This is a genomic window from Oceanobacillus picturae (genome assembly GCF_000612865.1).
In the GTDB taxonomy this organism is placed as follows: domain Bacteria; phylum Bacillota; class Bacilli; order Bacillales; family Amphibacillaceae; genus Oceanobacillus_B; species Oceanobacillus_B jordanicus.
In genome coordinates this window covers 1,393,598-1,410,773 of the sequence record NZ_CCAX010000001.1, presented here as the reverse complement: position 1 = coordinate 1,410,773, position 17,176 = coordinate 1,393,598, and the positions used below count along the sequence as shown (strand labels likewise).

General features: G+C 44.3%; 9 protein-coding genes, 7 tRNA genes, 4 rRNA genes, 1 pseudogene and 1 other annotated feature. Of the genes and pseudogenes, 17 read left to right on the top strand and 4 right to left on the bottom strand.

Translation table 11 applies throughout. The features are described from left to right. Window positions 1-3 precede the first annotated feature (3 nt). Window positions 4-1,062 (top strand): tetraprenyl-beta-curcumene synthase family protein, encoded by a 1,059-nt coding sequence (locus BN988_RS07140; protein ID WP_036574580.1) that lies wholly within the window; start codon window positions 4-6, stop codon window positions 1,060-1,062. A gap of 41 nt (window positions 1,063-1,103) precedes the next feature. On the opposite strand, the gene BN988_RS07135 is transcribed toward BN988_RS07140, so the two are convergent. Beyond that, window positions 1,104-1,670, bottom strand: coding sequence for a class I SAM-dependent methyltransferase (locus BN988_RS07135; RefSeq protein WP_182858760.1), 567 nt, complete (start codon window positions 1,668-1,670; stop codon window positions 1,104-1,106). 101 nt (window positions 1,671-1,771) lie between these two features. After that, window positions 1,772-1,985: a binding site (T-box leader), on the top strand. A gap of 94 nt (window positions 1,986-2,079) precedes the next feature. On the opposite strand from BN988_RS07135, the gene leuS reads away from it, so the two are divergent. Continuing rightward, window positions 2,080-4,494: a leucine--tRNA ligase gene (gene leuS / locus BN988_RS07130; protein ID WP_036574577.1), complete on the top strand. Its 2,415-nt coding sequence runs from the start codon at window positions 2,080-2,082 to the stop codon at window positions 4,492-4,494. Between the two features lie 83 nt (window positions 4,495-4,577). On the opposite strand, the gene BN988_RS07125 is transcribed toward leuS, so the two are convergent. After that, on the bottom strand, window positions 4,578-5,324 hold the full coding sequence (locus tag BN988_RS07125; RefSeq protein ID WP_036574575.1) for a hypothetical protein: 747 nt from the start codon (window positions 5,322-5,324) through the stop codon (window positions 4,578-4,580). Window positions 5,325-5,436: 112 nt separating this feature from the next. Between BN988_RS07125 and BN988_RS07120 the strand changes: the two genes are divergently transcribed. The 13 genes from BN988_RS07120 to BN988_RS07060 all read left to right on the top strand — a co-directional run bounded on the left by BN988_RS07120 (window position 5,437) and on the right by BN988_RS07060 (window position 14,802). After that, window positions 5,437-5,748: a rhodanese-like domain-containing protein gene (locus BN988_RS07120; protein WP_036574573.1), complete on the top strand. Its 312-nt coding sequence runs from the start codon at window positions 5,437-5,439 to the stop codon at window positions 5,746-5,748. A 380-nt stretch (window positions 5,749-6,128) separates the two neighbouring features. Beyond that, window positions 6,129-7,692 (top strand): 16S ribosomal RNA (locus tag BN988_RS07115). Between the two features lie 512 nt (window positions 7,693-8,204). Then, a 16S ribosomal RNA gene (locus tag BN988_RS07110) occupies window positions 8,205-9,768 on the top strand. Window positions 9,769-10,291: 523 nt separating this feature from the next. Then, a 23S ribosomal RNA gene (locus tag BN988_RS07105) occupies window positions 10,292-13,211 on the top strand. 78 nt (window positions 13,212-13,289) lie between these two features. Further along, window positions 13,290-13,405 (top strand): 5S ribosomal RNA (rrf, locus tag BN988_RS07100). Together the 16S, 23S and 5S rRNA genes with 7 tRNA genes alongside form the textbook arrangement of a ribosomal RNA operon. 39 nt (window positions 13,406-13,444) lie before the next feature. After that, window positions 13,445-13,520 (top strand) — tRNA-Val (locus BN988_RS07095). Window positions 13,521-13,523: 3 nt separating this feature from the next. Then, window positions 13,524-13,599: transfer RNA gene (locus tag BN988_RS07090), tRNA-Thr, on the top strand. A gap of 21 nt (window positions 13,600-13,620) precedes the next feature. Continuing rightward, window positions 13,621-13,696, top strand: a tRNA-Lys gene (locus BN988_RS07085). 13 nt (window positions 13,697-13,709) lie between these two features. Beyond that, window positions 13,710-13,794 (top strand) — tRNA-Leu (locus tag BN988_RS07080). A 24-nt stretch (window positions 13,795-13,818) separates the two neighbouring features. Beyond that, window positions 13,819-13,893: transfer RNA gene (locus BN988_RS07075), tRNA-Gly, on the top strand. A gap of 10 nt (window positions 13,894-13,903) precedes the next feature. Further along, window positions 13,904-13,977, top strand: a tRNA-Cys gene (locus tag BN988_RS07070). Between the two features lie 11 nt (window positions 13,978-13,988). After that, window positions 13,989-14,072, top strand: a tRNA-Leu gene (locus BN988_RS07065). 145 nt (window positions 14,073-14,217) lie between these two features. Continuing rightward, window positions 14,218-14,802, top strand: a complete 585-nt coding sequence (locus BN988_RS07060) for a DUF6241 domain-containing protein (RefSeq protein ID WP_036574571.1) — start codon at window positions 14,218-14,220, stop codon at window positions 14,800-14,802. Window positions 14,803-14,882: 80 nt separating this feature from the next. Here the strand turns inward: BN988_RS07060 and BN988_RS07055 are convergent, their stop codons facing one another. Further along, window positions 14,883-15,095, bottom strand: a complete 213-nt coding sequence (locus BN988_RS07055) for a hypothetical protein (RefSeq protein ID WP_036574567.1) — start codon at window positions 15,093-15,095, stop codon at window positions 14,883-14,885. Between the two features lie 322 nt (window positions 15,096-15,417). Here BN988_RS07055 and BN988_RS07050 point away from each other — a divergent pair. Continuing rightward, window positions 15,418-16,130: pseudogene (locus BN988_RS07050) on the top strand (dihydropteridine reductase). 171 nt (window positions 16,131-16,301) lie between these two features. Here BN988_RS07050 and BN988_RS19275 read toward each other — a convergent pair. Beyond that, window positions 16,302-16,427 carry a hypothetical protein gene (locus tag BN988_RS19275; protein ID WP_330944864.1) on the bottom strand — a complete coding sequence of 42 codons (126 nt, stop codon included), beginning with the start codon at window positions 16,425-16,427 and terminating at the stop codon, window positions 16,302-16,304. Window positions 16,428-16,497: 70 nt separating this feature from the next. On the opposite strand from BN988_RS19275, the gene BN988_RS07045 reads away from it, so the two are divergent. Then, window positions 16,498-16,752, top strand: coding sequence for a hypothetical protein (locus BN988_RS07045; protein WP_036574565.1), 255 nt, complete (start codon window positions 16,498-16,500; stop codon window positions 16,750-16,752). The last annotated feature ends 424 nt before the right edge of the window (window positions 16,753-17,176 follow it).

Sequence of the window (17,176 nt, the reverse complement as noted above, 5' to 3'; positions counted from 1 at the left end):
CAAATGCGAAACAATGTTCCAACATCATCCATCACATTGCTTAAGTCGTTACAATCGAAAATTTTCCCTGCAGTGGAAAAGGAGCTAATCTACTGGAAAGCAAAAGCAACAGCAATTCCGAATCAAGAATTACGTGATCAAGCACTTGCAAGTATTGATTCTAAAAAATTTCATTGTCAAGGTGGGGCTGTGTACGCGCTACTTGCAGGAGAGAGAAATAGAGAAGCAATCAAATTCATTGTAGCCTACCAAACAATTAGTGATTATTTAGACAACCTTTGTGATCGGAGTACATCTCTTGATCCAGCTGACTTCCGATTGCTTCATGAATCCTTGTTTTGTGCCTTGGATCCCGATCAGCAAACACAAAATTATTATGCTTTACGAGAAGATCAGAATGATAATGGTTATCTACATGATTTAGTCCGCACGTGTCAAGTTCAGCTAGCCCTGGTTGAACGGCACGTAGCAAAACCCTTTTTAAATCGTCTTGTCTCACTATATACAGATTTGCAAGTTCATAAGCATGTAGACATTAGAGAAAGAGTGCCACGACTCGAAAACTGGTTCAAAGAAGAAAAGGAAGACGATGAGTTGGCTTGGTATGAATTTGCTGCTGCTTCCGGATCAACTTTAACTGTGTTCTGCTTAGTGAGTTACCTGTTAGGCGGGAAGCTGGATGAGCCAAAAGCGAAAAGCATCTTTGAAGGCTATTTCCCTTATCTGCAAGGATTACATATAATGCTCGATTATTATATTGATCAAAAAGAGGATGTGGAGGCAGAGGATTTAAATTTTTGCTTTTATTATCCTAATGAGGAAAAAATGAGCCAGCGATTATCACTGTTTATCCAGAAAGCGGCTGAACAAGTACAGCCACTTCCAGATAGTTCGTTTCATCAGATGATTAGACAAGGTCTTGTCGGTCTATATCTTGCTGATCCTAAGGTAAAGTATCTCTTTGATGAAACAAATTTAAAGAAGCATTTATTAAAAACAAGTGGGACCAATGCACGTCTTTTTCACTTGTTTACAAAACTGTATTACAAAATGAGAAAATAACCCTGTATTGAATGATAAAATATTCAAGGATTCTCTTGTTCCTATCTTTTCTGGATCGCTATAATAAATGGCGGATCATTTTGTTGATTTATAAATCCATACTGTAAAACATGAAATGCTCGTTGCGGTAATCTCATAGCATATTTTAGCACGGTTTGCATCTCGTCTTTTCCGCCCTCATGACCATGGTAGACGACAAGCACAACTAACCCTTTCGATTTTAAAACGGGTAAAATATTTTCGATTGCTTCTACAGTGGAATCTCCACTCGTTATGATTTGTTTGTCACTTTGAGGCAAGTAACCAAGATTAAAAATCGCACCCCCAACACGTTCAATGTCCTTCGTTTGTAAATGTGACGTAACATTCGCATGACTATCTAAAATTAAGGACACGTTGGTGTAATTGTTTTCTATTAATGTTTGCCTTGTCTGATCAATTGCTTCTTGCTGAATATCGAAGGCAAGCACTTGACCTGTGCTCCCGACCACCCTGCTTAAGAAAAGTGTGTCATGGCCATTGCCACATGTGGCATCAATTACAGTTTCTCCCTTTTCTATAGAACCCTCTAACAGATAGTGGGCATAATTTAGTATGTTCATTATCATGGACGTACTCCTTTCGCATTTCATAGTAACAGTTTATCAAAATTCCGCACCTATTGTCTTGACAAAGCGGTAAGGATTCATTACAATTCGATATACATAACGTAACGACAATGCAAAGGAATAGTAATATCACTTTTTGGCATAGAGAGACAGTGGTTGGTGGAAACTGTCGCAAATAGCGGTATGAACTCACCTTGAAGTTGCAGAAACGAAATCGAGTAATTTCTGCCGTATATCCGCGTTAAGGAGCACAAGTGAACGCAACGCTGCGTTAATTTGGGTGGTACCGCGGGAGCAAAGCTTCTCGTCCCTTTATTGGGATGAGTGGCTTTTTTTATTGGGCGTTTGGATAGTGAATTCTCGCTACTAGTAGAAGGCAGGCAGTTTTTCTATAAAAGGAGGAAATAAAATGAGTTTTAACCACAGAGACGTGGAAAAGAAATGGCAACATCATTGGAAGCAAAACAAGACATTTAAAGCAGAAACGTTTTCCGACAAAGAGAAGTTTTATGCGTTGGATATGTTCCCTTATCCATCCGGTTCTGGTCTGCATGTTGGCCACCCTGAAGGCTATACGGCGACAGATATTATTTCAAGAATGAAAAGAATGGAGGGCTATGAAGTACTTCATCCGATGGGATGGGATGCATTTGGGCTGCCTGCAGAACAATATGCGATTGATACTGGGAATAGTCCGGCAGCTTTTACGGAGAAAAACATCGCTACATTTAAGCGACAAATTGAGGAGCTAGGTTTCTCATATGATTGGGACAGAGAGATTTCCACAATGCAACCAAACTATTACAAATGGACACAGTGGATTTTCACAAAGCTATATGAAAAAGGCCTTGCATACATGGATGAAGTAGCAGTGAACTGGTGCCCTGCATTAGGTACGGTTTTGGCCAACGAGGAAGTTATTGATGGAAAAAGTGAGCGGGGTGGACATCCGGTTGTTCGTAAACCAATGAAACAATGGATGCTAAAAATTACTGCTTATGCCGATCGTCTTCTTGAGGACTTGGAAGATGTTGATTGGCCAGAGAGCATTAAAGATATGCAACGAAATTGGATTGGGCGTTCAGAAGGAGCGGAAGTTCATTTCTCTATTGATGGCCATGAAAACCAGTTTACCGTGTTTACGACACGTCCAGACACACTTTTTGGTGCCACATATGCAGTTCTTGCACCTGAACATCATTTGGTTAAGGAGATTGTTACTCCTGAACAAAAAGAGGAAGTAGAAGCATATTTAAATAAGGTTCAAACAAAATCTGATTTGGAACGAACAGATCTTGCTAAAGACAAAAGTGGCGTATTTACTGGTGCGTATGCAATTAATCCAGTTAACAATGAAAAAATGCCGATTTGGGTTGCAGACTATGTTCTGATGTCCTATGGTTCTGGTGCCATTATGGCGGTTCCTGCTCATGATGAGCGGGACTATGAATTTGCTGTGAAATTTGATTTGCCGATCCAAGAAGTAGTAGCTGGCGGAGATATATCTAAAGAAGCCTACACCGGAGACGGCGAGCATGTTAACTCTGGATTTCTTAATGGCATGGGGAAAGATAAAGCAATAACGAAAATGATTGATTGGCTAGTAGATAACACCAAAGGTGAGAAAAAGGTAACCTACCGCTTGCGTGACTGGTTGTTTGCTAGACAGCGTTATTGGGGAGAGCCAATCCCGGTTATTCACTGGGAAGACGGTAGCATGACAACAGTACCAGAAGAAGAACTACCACTTGAACTTCCTAAAATGTCAAAAATAGAGCCGTCTGGCACAGGGGAATCCCCACTTGCAAATAGCGAAGACTGGGTAAATGTGGTGGATCCTAAAACTGGCATGAAGGGTCGCAGAGAGACAAGTACAATGCCACAATGGGCTGGTAGCTGTTGGTATTTCTTGCGCTTTATAGATCCAGATAATACAGAGCAACTCGCTGACCCAGAAGCCCTTAAGAAGTGGCTGCCAATTGATATTTATATTGGTGGAGCAGAACACGCCGTGCTTCACTTATTGTATGCGCGTTTCTGGCACAAATTCCTTTACGATATCGGTGTAGTTCCAACAAAAGAACCGTTTATGAAATTGTTTAACCAAGGTATGATACTTGGGGAAGGTAATGAGAAAATGAGTAAATCAAAAGGAAACGTTGTGAATCCTGATGACATTATTTTCTCTCATGGTGCCGATACCTTACGTCTATACGAAATGTTTATGGGCCCATTAGATGCTGCGGTAGCCTGGTCTACAAATGGTCTAGATGGTGCACGTAAATTTCTTGATAGAGTTTGGAGATTGTATACGGACGGAAACGGAGCACTTTCTGCTAACATAACCGATGCAAATGATGGCTCCTTGGAGAAGGTATATCATGAAACGGTGAAAAAAGTAACCACGGACTTTAACAATCTTCATTTCAATACAGGTATTTCACAGTTAATGGTGTTTATTAATGAAGCATACAAAGCTGAACAATTGCCTAAAGAATATATGGAAGGCTTTGTAAAAATGCTTTCACCTGTGGCACCACATATTGCTGAGGAACTTTGGGAGTGCTTGGGCCATGAGGGTACAGTGAGTTATGAACAGTGGCCGAAATACGATGAATCCAAGTTAGTGGAAGATGAAATTGAAGTAGTAGTTCAAATTATGGGTAAAGTTCGTGCAAAATTAAATGTCGATAAAGATATTTCAAAGGATGAACTAGAAAATCAGGCGCTTCGTGATGAGAAAATTCAAGAGTTACTAGAAGGTAAAACGATTCGGAAAGTAATTGTAGTACCAGGTAAACTTGTAAATATTGTTGCAAATTAACAATGCTTGCACAAGGTTGTAATAAAACCATTTAAAAAATATACAATAAAAGGGCGCTCCTTATTTAAAAGGAACGCCCTTTTTTAATTTGATGGCAACCACTCAGTCTGAAGCAATATCCATTTTCCATTTTCTAAATACCAAAGTGATTCCACCGTGCCTAATCCATCAGCGTGATAGGCTCCGCTTATTTGCTGGCTGCTTTTCAGTCCATATCCTTTACTATCGCTTATTAACACGGGTTCGAAAAACGCTATCGGATCAATCATTAGTGACTGTGGTTTTCGAAGGGTTCCGTTCTCATCATATATCCCTAACCTGATATAATCTTCAGAACGATTTGACACATCCATTAAATAAGGGTCACTGTCTGGTGTTAATTGGATTGAAACAATAAAGTCATCCTTAAAAGAACCTTGTAAAAAGAGTTGTTCGGGTAATGGAATTTCTTTCAATTCACCATTTGCTAATGTGTCAAGCTGGTAATTGTAGAGTCCACCACTCCCCCCTGTCGCACTTTGATAAAAAATATCTTTAATCCCGTCGTGATCTAAATCGACTAGTTCTACAACAGGTTCATAACCACCTTGGTAACTAATCTTCCATCTTTCCTCGTTTGGGCTAGCAATTTCTACCCATATATCCTTGTAAAAAACAGTATCAGGAGAAAACAATATACCTTTTAAGCTTATTTCTTCGTTTTGTCCATCCCCAGTTAAATCTCCCTGAAGGGTTTCAATTAAAACAACATCTGCCTCTTTAGCATTTATCGGAGAGAACCAGATTACATTTAAGAACAGGGCTAAGATAATGGTTGATACGCTTCTCATTTCATACCTTCTTCCTATATAATGCCTTTCTTATAGTGTGTGTTGGAAAGTTGCATGTTATCCAACGAAAACGTATGATAAACATGATAATATTTGAAAGAGGGTGCGCTTTTTGACAGAAATAAATGAGATTTCACCTAATGAATTACGTAACAGATTACATGATGATGAGAAAGACCTTGTAGTAATAGATGTCAGGGAAAATGAAGAAGTTGCCCAAGGAATTATACCTGAAGCAAAACACATACCTCTACAGCAGATTCCTGAATCTCTTAACGAATTAGACACGGATAAGCAATATATTATGGTTTGTCGCTCAGGTAAAAGAAGTATGCAAGCAGCTATGCATTTAAAAGAGCATGGTTATAAAGTCAGTAATATGGCTGGCGGAATGCTTGAATGGGAAGGCGACGTTAAAGCGTAAAACGTAACGAAGAGAAGGCTTTAAAACCCTTCTCTTTTTTTGTGAAAATAGTATTGACTATTTTTGTAGAATAATGCTATAATAATTATCCACCACAAAGGACAGGTTGTTTTATTTAACTAGTGATTGTGGGTGGGATCTGGTATATAGATTTTCAAAACTGTCGCATAAAAAGTTGTTGACATCACCGAATTATCTTGTTATACTATAAAAGTTGCTTTAAAAAGTGACCTAAACAAATTGCTCTTTGAAAACTGAACAGAACAACTAGTATGTCAAGGGAAAACAGACTTTCTGTTTTTCAAAGAAATACAAGCAGAAGCCAGTTTTCTGCGAAGCTAAGACGGATCATGTTGATTGGTGTCGACATGATACAAACTTTTTTGGAGAGTTTGATCTTGGCTCAGGACGAACGCTGGCGGCGTGCCTAATACATGCAAGTCGAGCGCAGGAAGCAAGCTGATCCCCTTCGGGGGTGACGCTTGTGGAATGAGCGGCGGACGGGTGAGTAACACGTGGGCAACCTGCCTGTAAGACTGGGATAACCCCGGGAAACCGGGGCTAATACCGGATAATACTTTCTTTTGCATAAAGGAAAGTTGAAAGGCGGCTTCGGCTGTCACTTACAGATGGGCCCGCGGCGCATTAGCTAGTTGGTGAGGTAACGGCTCACCAAGGCGACGATGCGTAGCCGACCTGAGAGGGTGATCGGCCACACTGGGACTGAGACACGGCCCAGACTCCTACGGGAGGCAGCAGTAGGGAATCTTCCGCAATGGACGAAAGTCTGACGGAGCAACGCCGCGTGAGTGATGAAGGTTTTCGGATCGTAAAACTCTGTTGTTAGGGAAGAACAAGTTGGGTAGTAACTGACCCAACCTTGACGGTACCTAACCAGAAAGCCACGGCTAACTACGTGCCAGCAGCCGCGGTAATACGTAGGTGGCAAGCGTTGTCCGGAATTATTGGGCGTAAAGCGCTCGCAGGCGGTCCTTTAAGTCTGATGTGAAATCTCGCGGCTCAACCGCGAACGGTCATTGGAAACTGGAGGACTTGAGTACAGAAGAGGAGAGTGGAATTCCACGTGTAGCGGTGAAATGCGTAGAGATGTGGAGGAACACCAGTGGCGAAGGCGACTCTCTGGTCTGTAACTGACGCTGAGGAGCGAAAGCGTGGGGAGCGAACAGGATTAGATACCCTGGTAGTCCACGCCGTAAACGATGAGTGCTAGGTGTTAGGGGGTTTCCGCCCCTTAGTGCTGAAGTTAACGCATTAAGCACTCCGCCTGGGGAGTACGGCCGCAAGGCTGAAACTCAAAAGAATTGACGGGGGCCCGCACAAGCGGTGGAGCATGTGGTTTAATTCGAAGCAACGCGAAGAACCTTACCAGGTCTTGACATCCTCTGCTATTCCTAGAGATAGGAAGTTCCCTTCGGGGACAGAGTGACAGGTGGTGCATGGTTGTCGTCAGCTCGTGTCGTGAGATGTTGGGTTAAGTCCCGCAACGAGCGCAACCCTTGATCTTAGTTGCCAGCATTTAGTTGGGCACTCTAAGGTGACTGCCGGTGACAAACCGGAGGAAGGTGGGGATGACGTCAAATCATCATGCCCCTTATGACCTGGGCTACACACGTGCTACAATGGATGGAACAAAGGGAAGCAAAACCGCGAGGTCAAGCAAATCCCATAAAACCATTCTCAGTTCGGATTGCAGGCTGCAACTCGCCTGCATGAAGCCGGAATCGCTAGTAATCGCGGATCAGCATGCCGCGGTGAATACGTTCCCGGGCCTTGTACACACCGCCCGTCACACCACGAGAGTTGGTAACACCCGAAGTCGGTGAGGTAACCTTTTGGAGCCAGCCGCCGAAGGTGGGACCAATGATTGGGGTGAAGTCGTAACAAGGTAGCCGTATCGGAAGGTGCGGCTGGATCACCTCCTTTCTAAGGATAGAATCGGAACGCCGAGGATTCTCTTCGGAGAATCTTCCGGTAAGGACATACTAGTTGTTTGGTTCAGTTTTGAGGGAGCAATTCTCTCATCTTGTACCTTGAAAACTAAATAAGAGTAACAACGACCTCATTTTTTAAAGCTGCAACAATTTGTTCAGCTTGAAATAAAGCAAGGCTAAGAAATTAGCACGCTTATTTACTGTAACTTAGTTAAGTGAATAAGGGCGCACGGTGGATGCCTTGGCACTAGGAGCCGAAGAAGGACGGGACTAACACCGATATGTCTCGGGGAGTCGTAAGTAGACATTGATCCGGGAATTTCCGAATGGGGGAACCCACTGTTCGTAATGGAACAGTACCGTTACCTGAATACATAGGGTATCGGAGGCAGACCCGGGGAACTGAAAAACAGACTTTCTGTTTTTCGAAGAAATACAAGCAGAAGCCAGTTTTCTGCGAAGCTAAGACGGATCATGTTGATTGGTGTCGACATGATACAAACTTTTTTGGAGAGTTTGATCTTGGCTCAGGACGAACGCTGGCGGCGTGCCTAATACATGCAAGTCGAGCGCAGGAAGCAAGTTGATCCCCTTCGGGGGTGACGCTTGTGGAATGAGCGGCGGACGGGTGAGTAACACGTGGGCAACCTGCCTGTAAGACTGGGATAACCCCGGGAAACCGGGGCTAATACCGGATAATACTTTCTTTTGCATAAAGGAAAGTTGAAAGGCGGCTTCGGCTGTCACTTACAGATGGGCCCGCGGCGCATTAGCTAGTTGGTGAGGTAACGGCTCACCAAGGCGACGATGCGTAGCCGACCTGAGAGGGTGATCGGCCACACTGGGACTGAGACACGGCCCAGACTCCTACGGGAGGCAGCAGTAGGGAATCTTCCGCAATGGACGAAAGTCTGACGGAGCAACGCCGCGTGAGTGATGAAGGTTTTCGGATCGTAAAACTCTGTTGTTAGGGAAGAACAAGTTGGGTAGTAACTGACCCAACCTTGACGGTACCTAACCAGAAAGCCACGGCTAACTACGTGCCAGCAGCCGCGGTAATACGTAGGTGGCAAGCGTTGTCCGGAATTATTGGGCGTAAAGCGCTCGCAGGCGGTCCTTTAAGTCTGATGTGAAATCTCGCGGCTCAACCGCGAACGGTCATTGGAAACTGGAGGACTTGAGTACAGAAGAGGAGAGTGGAATTCCACGTGTAGCGGTGAAATGCGTAGAGATGTGGAGGAACACCAGTGGCGAAGGCGACTCTCTGGTCTGTAACTGACGCTGAGGAGCGAAAGCGTGGGGAGCGAACAGGATTAGATACCCTGGTAGTCCACGCCGTAAACGATGAGTGCTAGGTGTTAGGGGGTTTCCGCCCCTTAGTGCTGAAGTTAACGCATTAAGCACTCCGCCTGGGGAGTACGGCCGCAAGGCTGAAACTCAAAAGAATTGACGGGGGCCCGCACAAGCGGTGGAGCATGTGGTTTAATTCGAAGCAACGCGAAGAACCTTACCAGGTCTTGACATCCTCTGCTATTCCTAGAGATAGGAAGTTCCCTTCGGGGACAGAGTGACAGGTGGTGCATGGTTGTCGTCAGCTCGTGTCGTGAGATGTTGGGTTAAGTCCCGCAACGAGCGCAACCCTTGATCTTAGTTGCCAGCATTTAGTTGGGCACTCTAAGGTGACTGCCGGTGACAAACCGGAGGAAGGTGGGGATGACGTCAAATCATCATGCCCCTTATGACCTGGGCTACACACGTGCTACAATGGATGGAACAAAGGGAAGCAAAACCGCGAGGTCAAGCAAATCCCATAAAACCATTCTCAGTTCGGATTGCAGGCTGCAACTCGCCTGCATGAAGCCGGAATCGCTAGTAATCGCGGATCAGCATGCCGCGGTGAATACGTTCCCGGGCCTTGTACACACCGCCCGTCACACCACGAGAGTTGGTAACACCCGAAGTCGGTGAGGTAACCTTTTGGAGCCAGCCGCCGAAGGTGGGACCAATGATTGGGGTGAAGTCGTAACAAGGTAGCCGTATCGGAAGGTGCGGCTGGATCACCTCCTTTCTAAGGATATTAAGAAAGCGAAAGGGCTCGTTTAACGACGTATGAATTGGACTGAACCGCAGGAGATAAAGGAAACACAATGAGCTTAGCGAATTGTTGTTGACTTATCGTACGGAGGTGAAGGAAGTTCACTAGGCGTTGAGCACTGTAGCTGGATTATCGGAACGCCGAGGATTCTCTTCGGAGAATCTTTAGTGCGGAACGTCGATTAAGTTCGCCACGTCCTGTGGCAACATCGACATGACCTACATCCTGTAGGCCTCATACTAGTTGTTTGGTTCAGTTTTGAGGGAGCAATTAAAAAATCTCTCAAAGGATTGAAGGAACTTCTGTTAAAATCCGTCACGTCCTGGGCCTGCGAATACTCGCCCCATCGGAAACATTTGTGACGAACACAGAAGCCAACACATCCTGTGCAAGTTTGTACCTTGAAAACTAAATAAGAGTAACAACGACATCAAATTAGAAGCTGGATTGAAATAAAGCAAGGCTAAGAAATTAGCACGCTTATTTACTGTAACTTAGTTAAGTGAATAAGGGCGCACGGTGGATGCCTTGGCACTAGGAGCCGAAGAAGGACGGGACTAACACCGATATGTCTCGGGGAGTCGTAAGTAGACATTGATCCGGGAATTTCCGAATGGGGGAACCCACTGTTCGTAATGGAACAGTACCGTTACCTGAATACATAGGGTATCGGAGGCAGACCCGGGGAACTGAAACATCTCAGTACCCGGAGGAAGAGAAAGCAAATGCGATTTCCCAAGTAGCGGCGAGCGAAACGGAATCAGCCCAAACCAGAAAGCTTGCTTTCTGGGGTTGTAGGACACTCCACACGGAGTTACAAAGAAATTCTTTAGATGAATCGATCTGGAACGATCAGCCATAGCAGGTAAGAGCCCTGTAATCGAAAAGGAATTTCCTCCGGAGTGTATCCTGAGTACGGCGGAACACGAGAAATTCCGTCGGAATCCGGGAGGACCATCTCCCAAGGCTAAATACTCCCTAGTGACCGATAGTGAACCAGTACCGTGAGGGAAAGGTGAAAAGCACCCCGGAAGGGGAGTGAAAGAGAACCTGAAACCGTGTGCCTACAAGTAGTCGAAGCCCGTTAATGGGTGACGGCGTACCTTTTGTAGAATGGACCGGCGAGTTACGATCGTATGCAAGGTTAAGTGGAAGACACGGAGCCGCAGCGAAAGCGAGTCTGAATAGGGCGATTTTAGTATGCGGTCGTAGACCCGAAACCGTGTGATCTACCCATGTCCAGGGTGAAGGTCAGGTAACACTGACTGGAGGCCCGAACCCACGTATGTTGAAAAATGCGGGGATGAGGTGTGGGTAGGGGTGAAATGCCAATCGAACACGGAGATAGCTGGTTCTCTCCGAAATAGCTTTAGGGCTAGCCTCAAGGAACGAGTACTGGAGGTAGAGCACTGATTGGACTAGGGGCCCTCACCGGGTTACCGAATTCAGTCAAACTCCGAATGCCAGATACTTAGACTTGGGAGTCAGACTATGGGTGATAAGGTTCATAGTCGAAAGGGAAACAGCCCAGACCGCCAGCTAAGGTCCCAAAGTATACGTTAAGTGGAAAAGGATGTGGAGTTGCCCAGACAACCAGGATGTTGGCTTAGAAGCAGCCACCATTTAAAGAGTGCGTAATAGCTCACTGGTCGAGTGACTCTGCGCCGAAAATGTACCGGGGCTAAACGTATCACCGAAGCTGCGGATTGTTCTTCGAACAATGGTAGGAGAGCGTTCTACGGGCAGTGAAGTCAGACCGTGAGGACTGGTGGAGCGCGTAGAAGTGAGAATGCCGGTATGAGTAGCGAAAAAAGAGTGAGAATCTCTTTCACCGAATGCCTAAGGTTTCCTGAGGAAGGCTCGTCCTCTCAGGGTTAGTCGGGACCTAAGCCGAGGCCGAAAGGCGTAGGCGATGGACAACAGGTAGATATTCCTGTACCACCTCTTGAATGTTTGAGCAATGGGGGGACGCAGTAGGATATGGAATGCGCACCGATGGATGTGTGCGCCCAAGCAGTGAGAATGTTGGATAGGCAAATCCGTCCAACTGAGTTCAAGCTGTGATGGGGAGGGAAATGGAGTACCGAAGTTCCAGATTTCACACTGCCAAGAAAAGCCTCTAGTGAGTTCAAAGGTGCCCGTACCGCAAACCGACACAGGTAGGCGAGGAGAGAATCCTAAGGTGAGCGGGAGAACTCTCGTTAAGGAACTCGGCAAAATGACCCCGTAACTTCGGGAGAAGGGGTGCTCCTTTTTAGGAGGAGCCGCAGTGAATAGGCCCAAGCGACTGTTTAGCAAAAACACAGGTCTCTGCGAAGCCGAAAGGCGAAGTATAGGGGCTGACACCTGCCCGGTGCTGGAAGGTTAAGGGGAAGCGTTAGGCGCAAGCCGAAGCGTAGAACCGAAGCCCCAGTAAACGGCGGCCGTAACTATAACGGTCCTAAGGTAGCGAAATTCCTTGTCGGGTAAGTTCCGACCCGCACGAAAGGTGCAACGACTTGGGCACTGTCTCAACGAGAGACCCGGTGAAATTATACTATGCGTGAAGATGCGCATTACCCGCGACAGGACGGAAAGACCCCGTGGAGCTTTACTGTAGCCTGATATTGAATGTTGGTACAGCTTGTACAGGATAGGTGGGAGCCTTCGAAGCGTGAGCGCTAGCTTACGTGGAGGCATCCGTGGGATACCACCCTGGCTGTACGAACCTTCTAACCCAGGACCGTAATCCGGTTCGGAGACAGTGTCAGGCGGGCAGTTTGACTGGGGCGGTCGCCTCCCAAAAGGTAACGGAGGCGCCCAAAGGTTCCCTCAGAATGGTTGGAAATCATTCGTAGAGTGTAAAGGCACAAGGGAGCTTGACTGCGAGACCTACAAGTCGAGCAGGGACGAAAGTCGGGCTTAGTGATCCGGTGGTTCCGCATGGAAGGGCCATCGCTCAACGGATAAAAGCTACCCCGGGGATAACAGGCTTATCTCCCCCAAGAGTTCACATCGACGGGGAGGTTTGGCACCTCGATGTCGGCTCATCGCATCCTGGGGCTGTAGTCGGTCCCAAGGGTTGGGCTGTTCGCCCATTAAAGCGGTACGCGAGCTGGGTTCAGAACGTCGTGAGACAGTTCGGTCCCTATCCGTCGTGGGCGTTGGAAGTTTGAGAGGAGCTGTCCTTAGTACGAGAGGACCGGGATGGACACACCGCTGGTGTACCAGTTGTTCCGCCAGGAGCATAGCTGGGTAGCTACGTGTGGCAGGGATAAGTGCTGAAAGCATCTAAGCATGAAGCCCCCCTCAAGATGAGACTTCCCATCACTTCGAGTGAGTAAGATCCCTCAGAGACGATGAGGTTGATAGGTCCGAGGTGGAAGCGTGGTGACACGTGGAGCTGACGGATACTAATAGATCGAGGACTTAACTAACATTTTCTTGATTCGTTGTTACCTCTTATTTAGTTTTTAGGGTATAAGTACACCTAAAGATTCGGTTTCAAACCGAGGTCTGGTAGTAATAGCGGAGAGGTCACACCTGTTCTCATGCCGAACACAGAAGTTAAGTTCTCCAGCGCCGATGGTAGTTGGGGCTTTGCCCCTGCAAGAGTAGGACGCCGCCAGGCGAATTGAATATTATAATTTGCACATTTTATATGTGCGTTGGAGGATTAGCTCAGCTGGGAGAGCACCTGCCTTACAAGCAGGGGGTCGCAGGTTCGAGCCCTGCATCCTCCACCATTTGCCGGCCTAGCTCAACTGGTAGAGCAACTGACTTGTAATCAGTAGGTTGGGGGTTCAAGTCCTCTGGCCGGCACCACTATTCACTTCAAGTGTGTACGAGCCATTAGCTCAGTTGGTAGAGCATCTGACTTTTAATCAGAGGGTCGAAGGTTCGAATCCTTCATGGCTCACCATTCAAACACTTTTGCGGGTGTGGCGGAATTGGCAGACGCGCTAGATTTAGGATCTAGTGTCTTCGGACGTGGGGGTTCAAGTCCCTTCACCCGCACCATTACTTAATTCAAATATTTACGCTGCGGAAGTAGTTCAGTGGTAGAACACCACCTTGCCAAGGTGGGGGTCGCGGGTTCGAATCCCGTCTTCCGCTCCATTACTTTTATGGCGGTATAGCCAAGTGGTAAGGCAGAGGTCTGCAAAACCTTTATCACCGGTTCAAATCCGGTTACCGCCTCCATTTATACACATGCCGGTGTGGCGGAATTGGCAGACGCGCGGGACTCAAAATCCCGTTCCTTCACGGGAGTGTCGGTTCGACCCCGACCACCGGTACTATATTAGACTTTCAACATAAATGTTGAAAGTCTTTTTTATTGTCTTTTTATAGGGTAAATACGAAAATATATACTAATGGTTGTTTTAAATGATTTTTTCAGCATGATATAATGAAAGTAAATGGATTTGAGAGGAAAATACAATGAACAAAGCCCTCATAAAGAAAATCACCTTATCAATGATAGGTATATTAATATTTTGTATAGGTTCATATACTTTTGTGAAATTTAATTATATTGAGGGACCAAATCAAGTGCTTTCGGGACCGGAAAAAGCCGGGAGGGAAAGGTTTGAGTATCTATCAAATTTAGACGATGTTAATAAAGAAATAATTCAGATGACTTCTCAAAAAATAGAATCTGATCAGCTAAAAGAGTTAATAAAAGGAGGTAAAGGAAGCTTTACACCAGCTTACCTTAACACTTTGGGATTCGACTTAGCTCCGTATTACAGAACTTTAACTGTTGAAAATATAGAGTACGTGGAAGAATACGTTAAGAAATTAGGACTAGATAGTGATAAAGAAGATTATTATCTAAGTTTCCTAGAGGAGTGGAAAGGAGGAGACTACAGTAGATTAGTGGAAGTACATAAGAAGCTTTTTCAAGAATACGCCTTTTTCACTAATGGAAGGGAATTTAAAGAAATAGACGATTATCGTTTGACCACAGCAGAGGAAGAGAATGCCTTCTTAGACTATTATAGTCTAAACAATAAAGAAGGGTAATGAGTAATGATAAAGGAGGACTATAGATTATAGTTCTCCTTTTTTCTATTTGTATTAGAATCAAGACCATAATGTCTAAGTTATCTTTTTACCTTTTCTTCCGTTGCTAAACGAAAATCATATACATCAAGATACTTACTTGCTAGTTCGTCTTCTTGTGTTGAGTATTCAAGTAATTGATTCTTATGAACCTCGATCAAATTAGTAAAATCTTTATTCTGACACTCTATTAAGAACCCCTGATAATATTCACTAATTTCTTTATCTAAATCTAATTCTAAAGCATCTAACATTAGATACTCTAAGTTATTTGAAGTTAATGCTGCGTAATCTGTAATTGGTTCAGGGGATAAGGGGAAGTGAAAGGAAGTGAAGGAGTATCTGCGGCCATTAATTCTTTCATCTTATAGAACTCGAACTTTTGGGAAGTCATCTGGATGATCTCTCTGTTAACATCGTCCATTATTTCTAACTTGGTAAATTGCGTCATTAATTGTTAGGAAGATTAATGCATGTAAATTATCAGAAAAAAATAATCCGTTTAATTGAGAATTGTTATCAATTATTGTATAGTAGACAGTAAGGGTTTATATAATGGAGTGAGGAGAATATATAATGCAAATATACTGGACTAAAATAAATAAGATTATTGAAGAAACACCGGAGGTTAAAACGTATCTGCTTGACTGTCCGGAAAACTTTACATGGAAAGAAGGCTCTCACACCCACTTTGCTTTTGAAGGATTTAATGCCGGGGATAAACCGAACCGTAGCCTGATTCGCCATATGTCAATTTCTACTTTACCAAACGAAAAATCCATTGGTATTACCACACGCATTAGAGAGCAATGCTCTGAGTTTAAAACAATTTTAAGAAATCTTGAAGTCGGCAATGAGGTTGCCATATTTAAAACACATTCGAACCACTTAAAAGAGAAAACAAAAATGTTTACTTGCTGTCATCAGGCGTTGGCCTGGCAACTTTTAGACCGCTTGTGCTTGAGTATGTAGAACGTGCTGACAACGTCAACCAAATACATTCCTTGAACATTGATTCATCAAAAGATTTCTTATTCACTAACGTTTTTAAATCCGCACCTGAGAAGAAGTTCACATCACAGTTTGTCGATAATCGTCAAGACTACTATTTGGAAGTGGAAAAACTTGCTGCCGATAAGGATGGACTCTTCTACGTTGTCGGTAGTGATGAGTTTCTTATGGATAATATTAAAGTACTACATGAGCAGGGGATTAAGCCGGAACAGATTATGCTCGACAAGCATGAACAACAACTGCCTGAGTTCTTATCATTTAGTTCCTCAATTTAATCAGACAAAATGCTTTGTTGGTAAAAATTAAATAGAGATACCATTAAAGGCGCTTTTCTTGAATAAGGAGGCGTCTTTTAATATGCCCACAGATGAAGGGGGTAGATTTTGTTGAATCTGTTTCTCCTTTACTCAATCAACCAAATATATTGCTCAATATTATTGTCCAATTTAACTAAAACCAAGATCGTTTAGTATTTGAATTGCATGTTTTACTTTTGCAGTACCTTCTTCTTTGTTTCCAGTCCTGATCTCATAAGCACCCTTTAATTCTATTACATAGACTCTACCCACCAAGTTGCTTTCTATGGAACAGCGATCTCCTCCAAATAGGAAATAAACTCATTAAATTCTTCTTTTAGCCCCAATGAAAGACGGTGTAAGAGCAATTCAATTTGTTCGATTTATGGCTAAAACTTGGGGGATTAACCCACATCGAATTGCTCTATCAGGGCCATCGGAAGGAGGGCATTTAGCTTTATGGAACGCACTAAAAGGTGAAATGGCAATTCCAGATAGTTCGGATCCCATAGAAGGTATATCAACAAAAGTAATCGCATTTGTTGATTTTAATTCCTTACTACACAATCTAGGAGAGAGATCGGTAAAAGGAGTAATTTAAGTCCCAAATTGTAATACGGCGGCAGTAGATGATTTATTTCAAGAATGGTTACTGAGTGAGAGAGGAGTGGGAGTGTCCAATGGGGAAAGGAAACCAATTTTACTATCGATTCTTTCCGAATAATCACTACCTATTGGAATATCCAACCCAACTCTAGGATAACTATTGCGAAGACTAAGCTAGAAGGAAGAGTTCGTTGAAAGGGGCTGCTCTCGTCGCGGAATTGGCAGAGGAGCGGGACTCAACATCCCTAATTTATATGGTTTATCAAAAGGAATACAGGAGCCGATAAATTATATAGTTAGTATGTAAATATAATGAATGGCCCTCTGATTCTAGCCACTCCACCCACTCTAAAAACATGCAATCTGTATAAAATTTAATCAATTTTCATCTTAAATAATTGGAGTATTTGCTTGGTTTA

Bases quoted from the DNA above. Each gene is read 5' to 3' on its own strand.
- BN988_RS07125 (WP_036574575.1), bottom strand. From the start codon at position 5,324: ATGAGAAGCGTATCAACCATTATCTTAGCCCTGTTCTTAAATGTAATC.
- BN988_RS07045 (WP_036574565.1), top strand. From the start codon at position 16,498: ATGAAAGACGGTGTAAGAGCAATTCAATTTGTTCGATTTATGGCTAAA.
- BN988_RS07055 (WP_036574567.1), bottom strand. From the start codon at position 15,095: ATGTTAGATGCTTTAGAATTAGATTTAGATAAAGAAATTAGTGAATAT.
- leuS (WP_036574577.1), top strand. From the start codon at position 2,080: ATGAGTTTTAACCACAGAGACGTGGAAAAGAAATGGCAACATCATTGG.
- BN988_RS07140 (WP_036574580.1), top strand. From the start codon at position 4: ATGCGAAACAATGTTCCAACATCATCCATCACATTGCTTAAGTCGTTA.
- BN988_RS07135 (WP_182858760.1), bottom strand. From the start codon at position 1,670: ATGATAATGAACATACTAAATTATGCCCACTATCTGTTAGAGGGTTCT.
- BN988_RS07060 (WP_036574571.1), top strand. From the start codon at position 14,218: ATGAACAAAGCCCTCATAAAGAAAATCACCTTATCAATGATAGGTATA.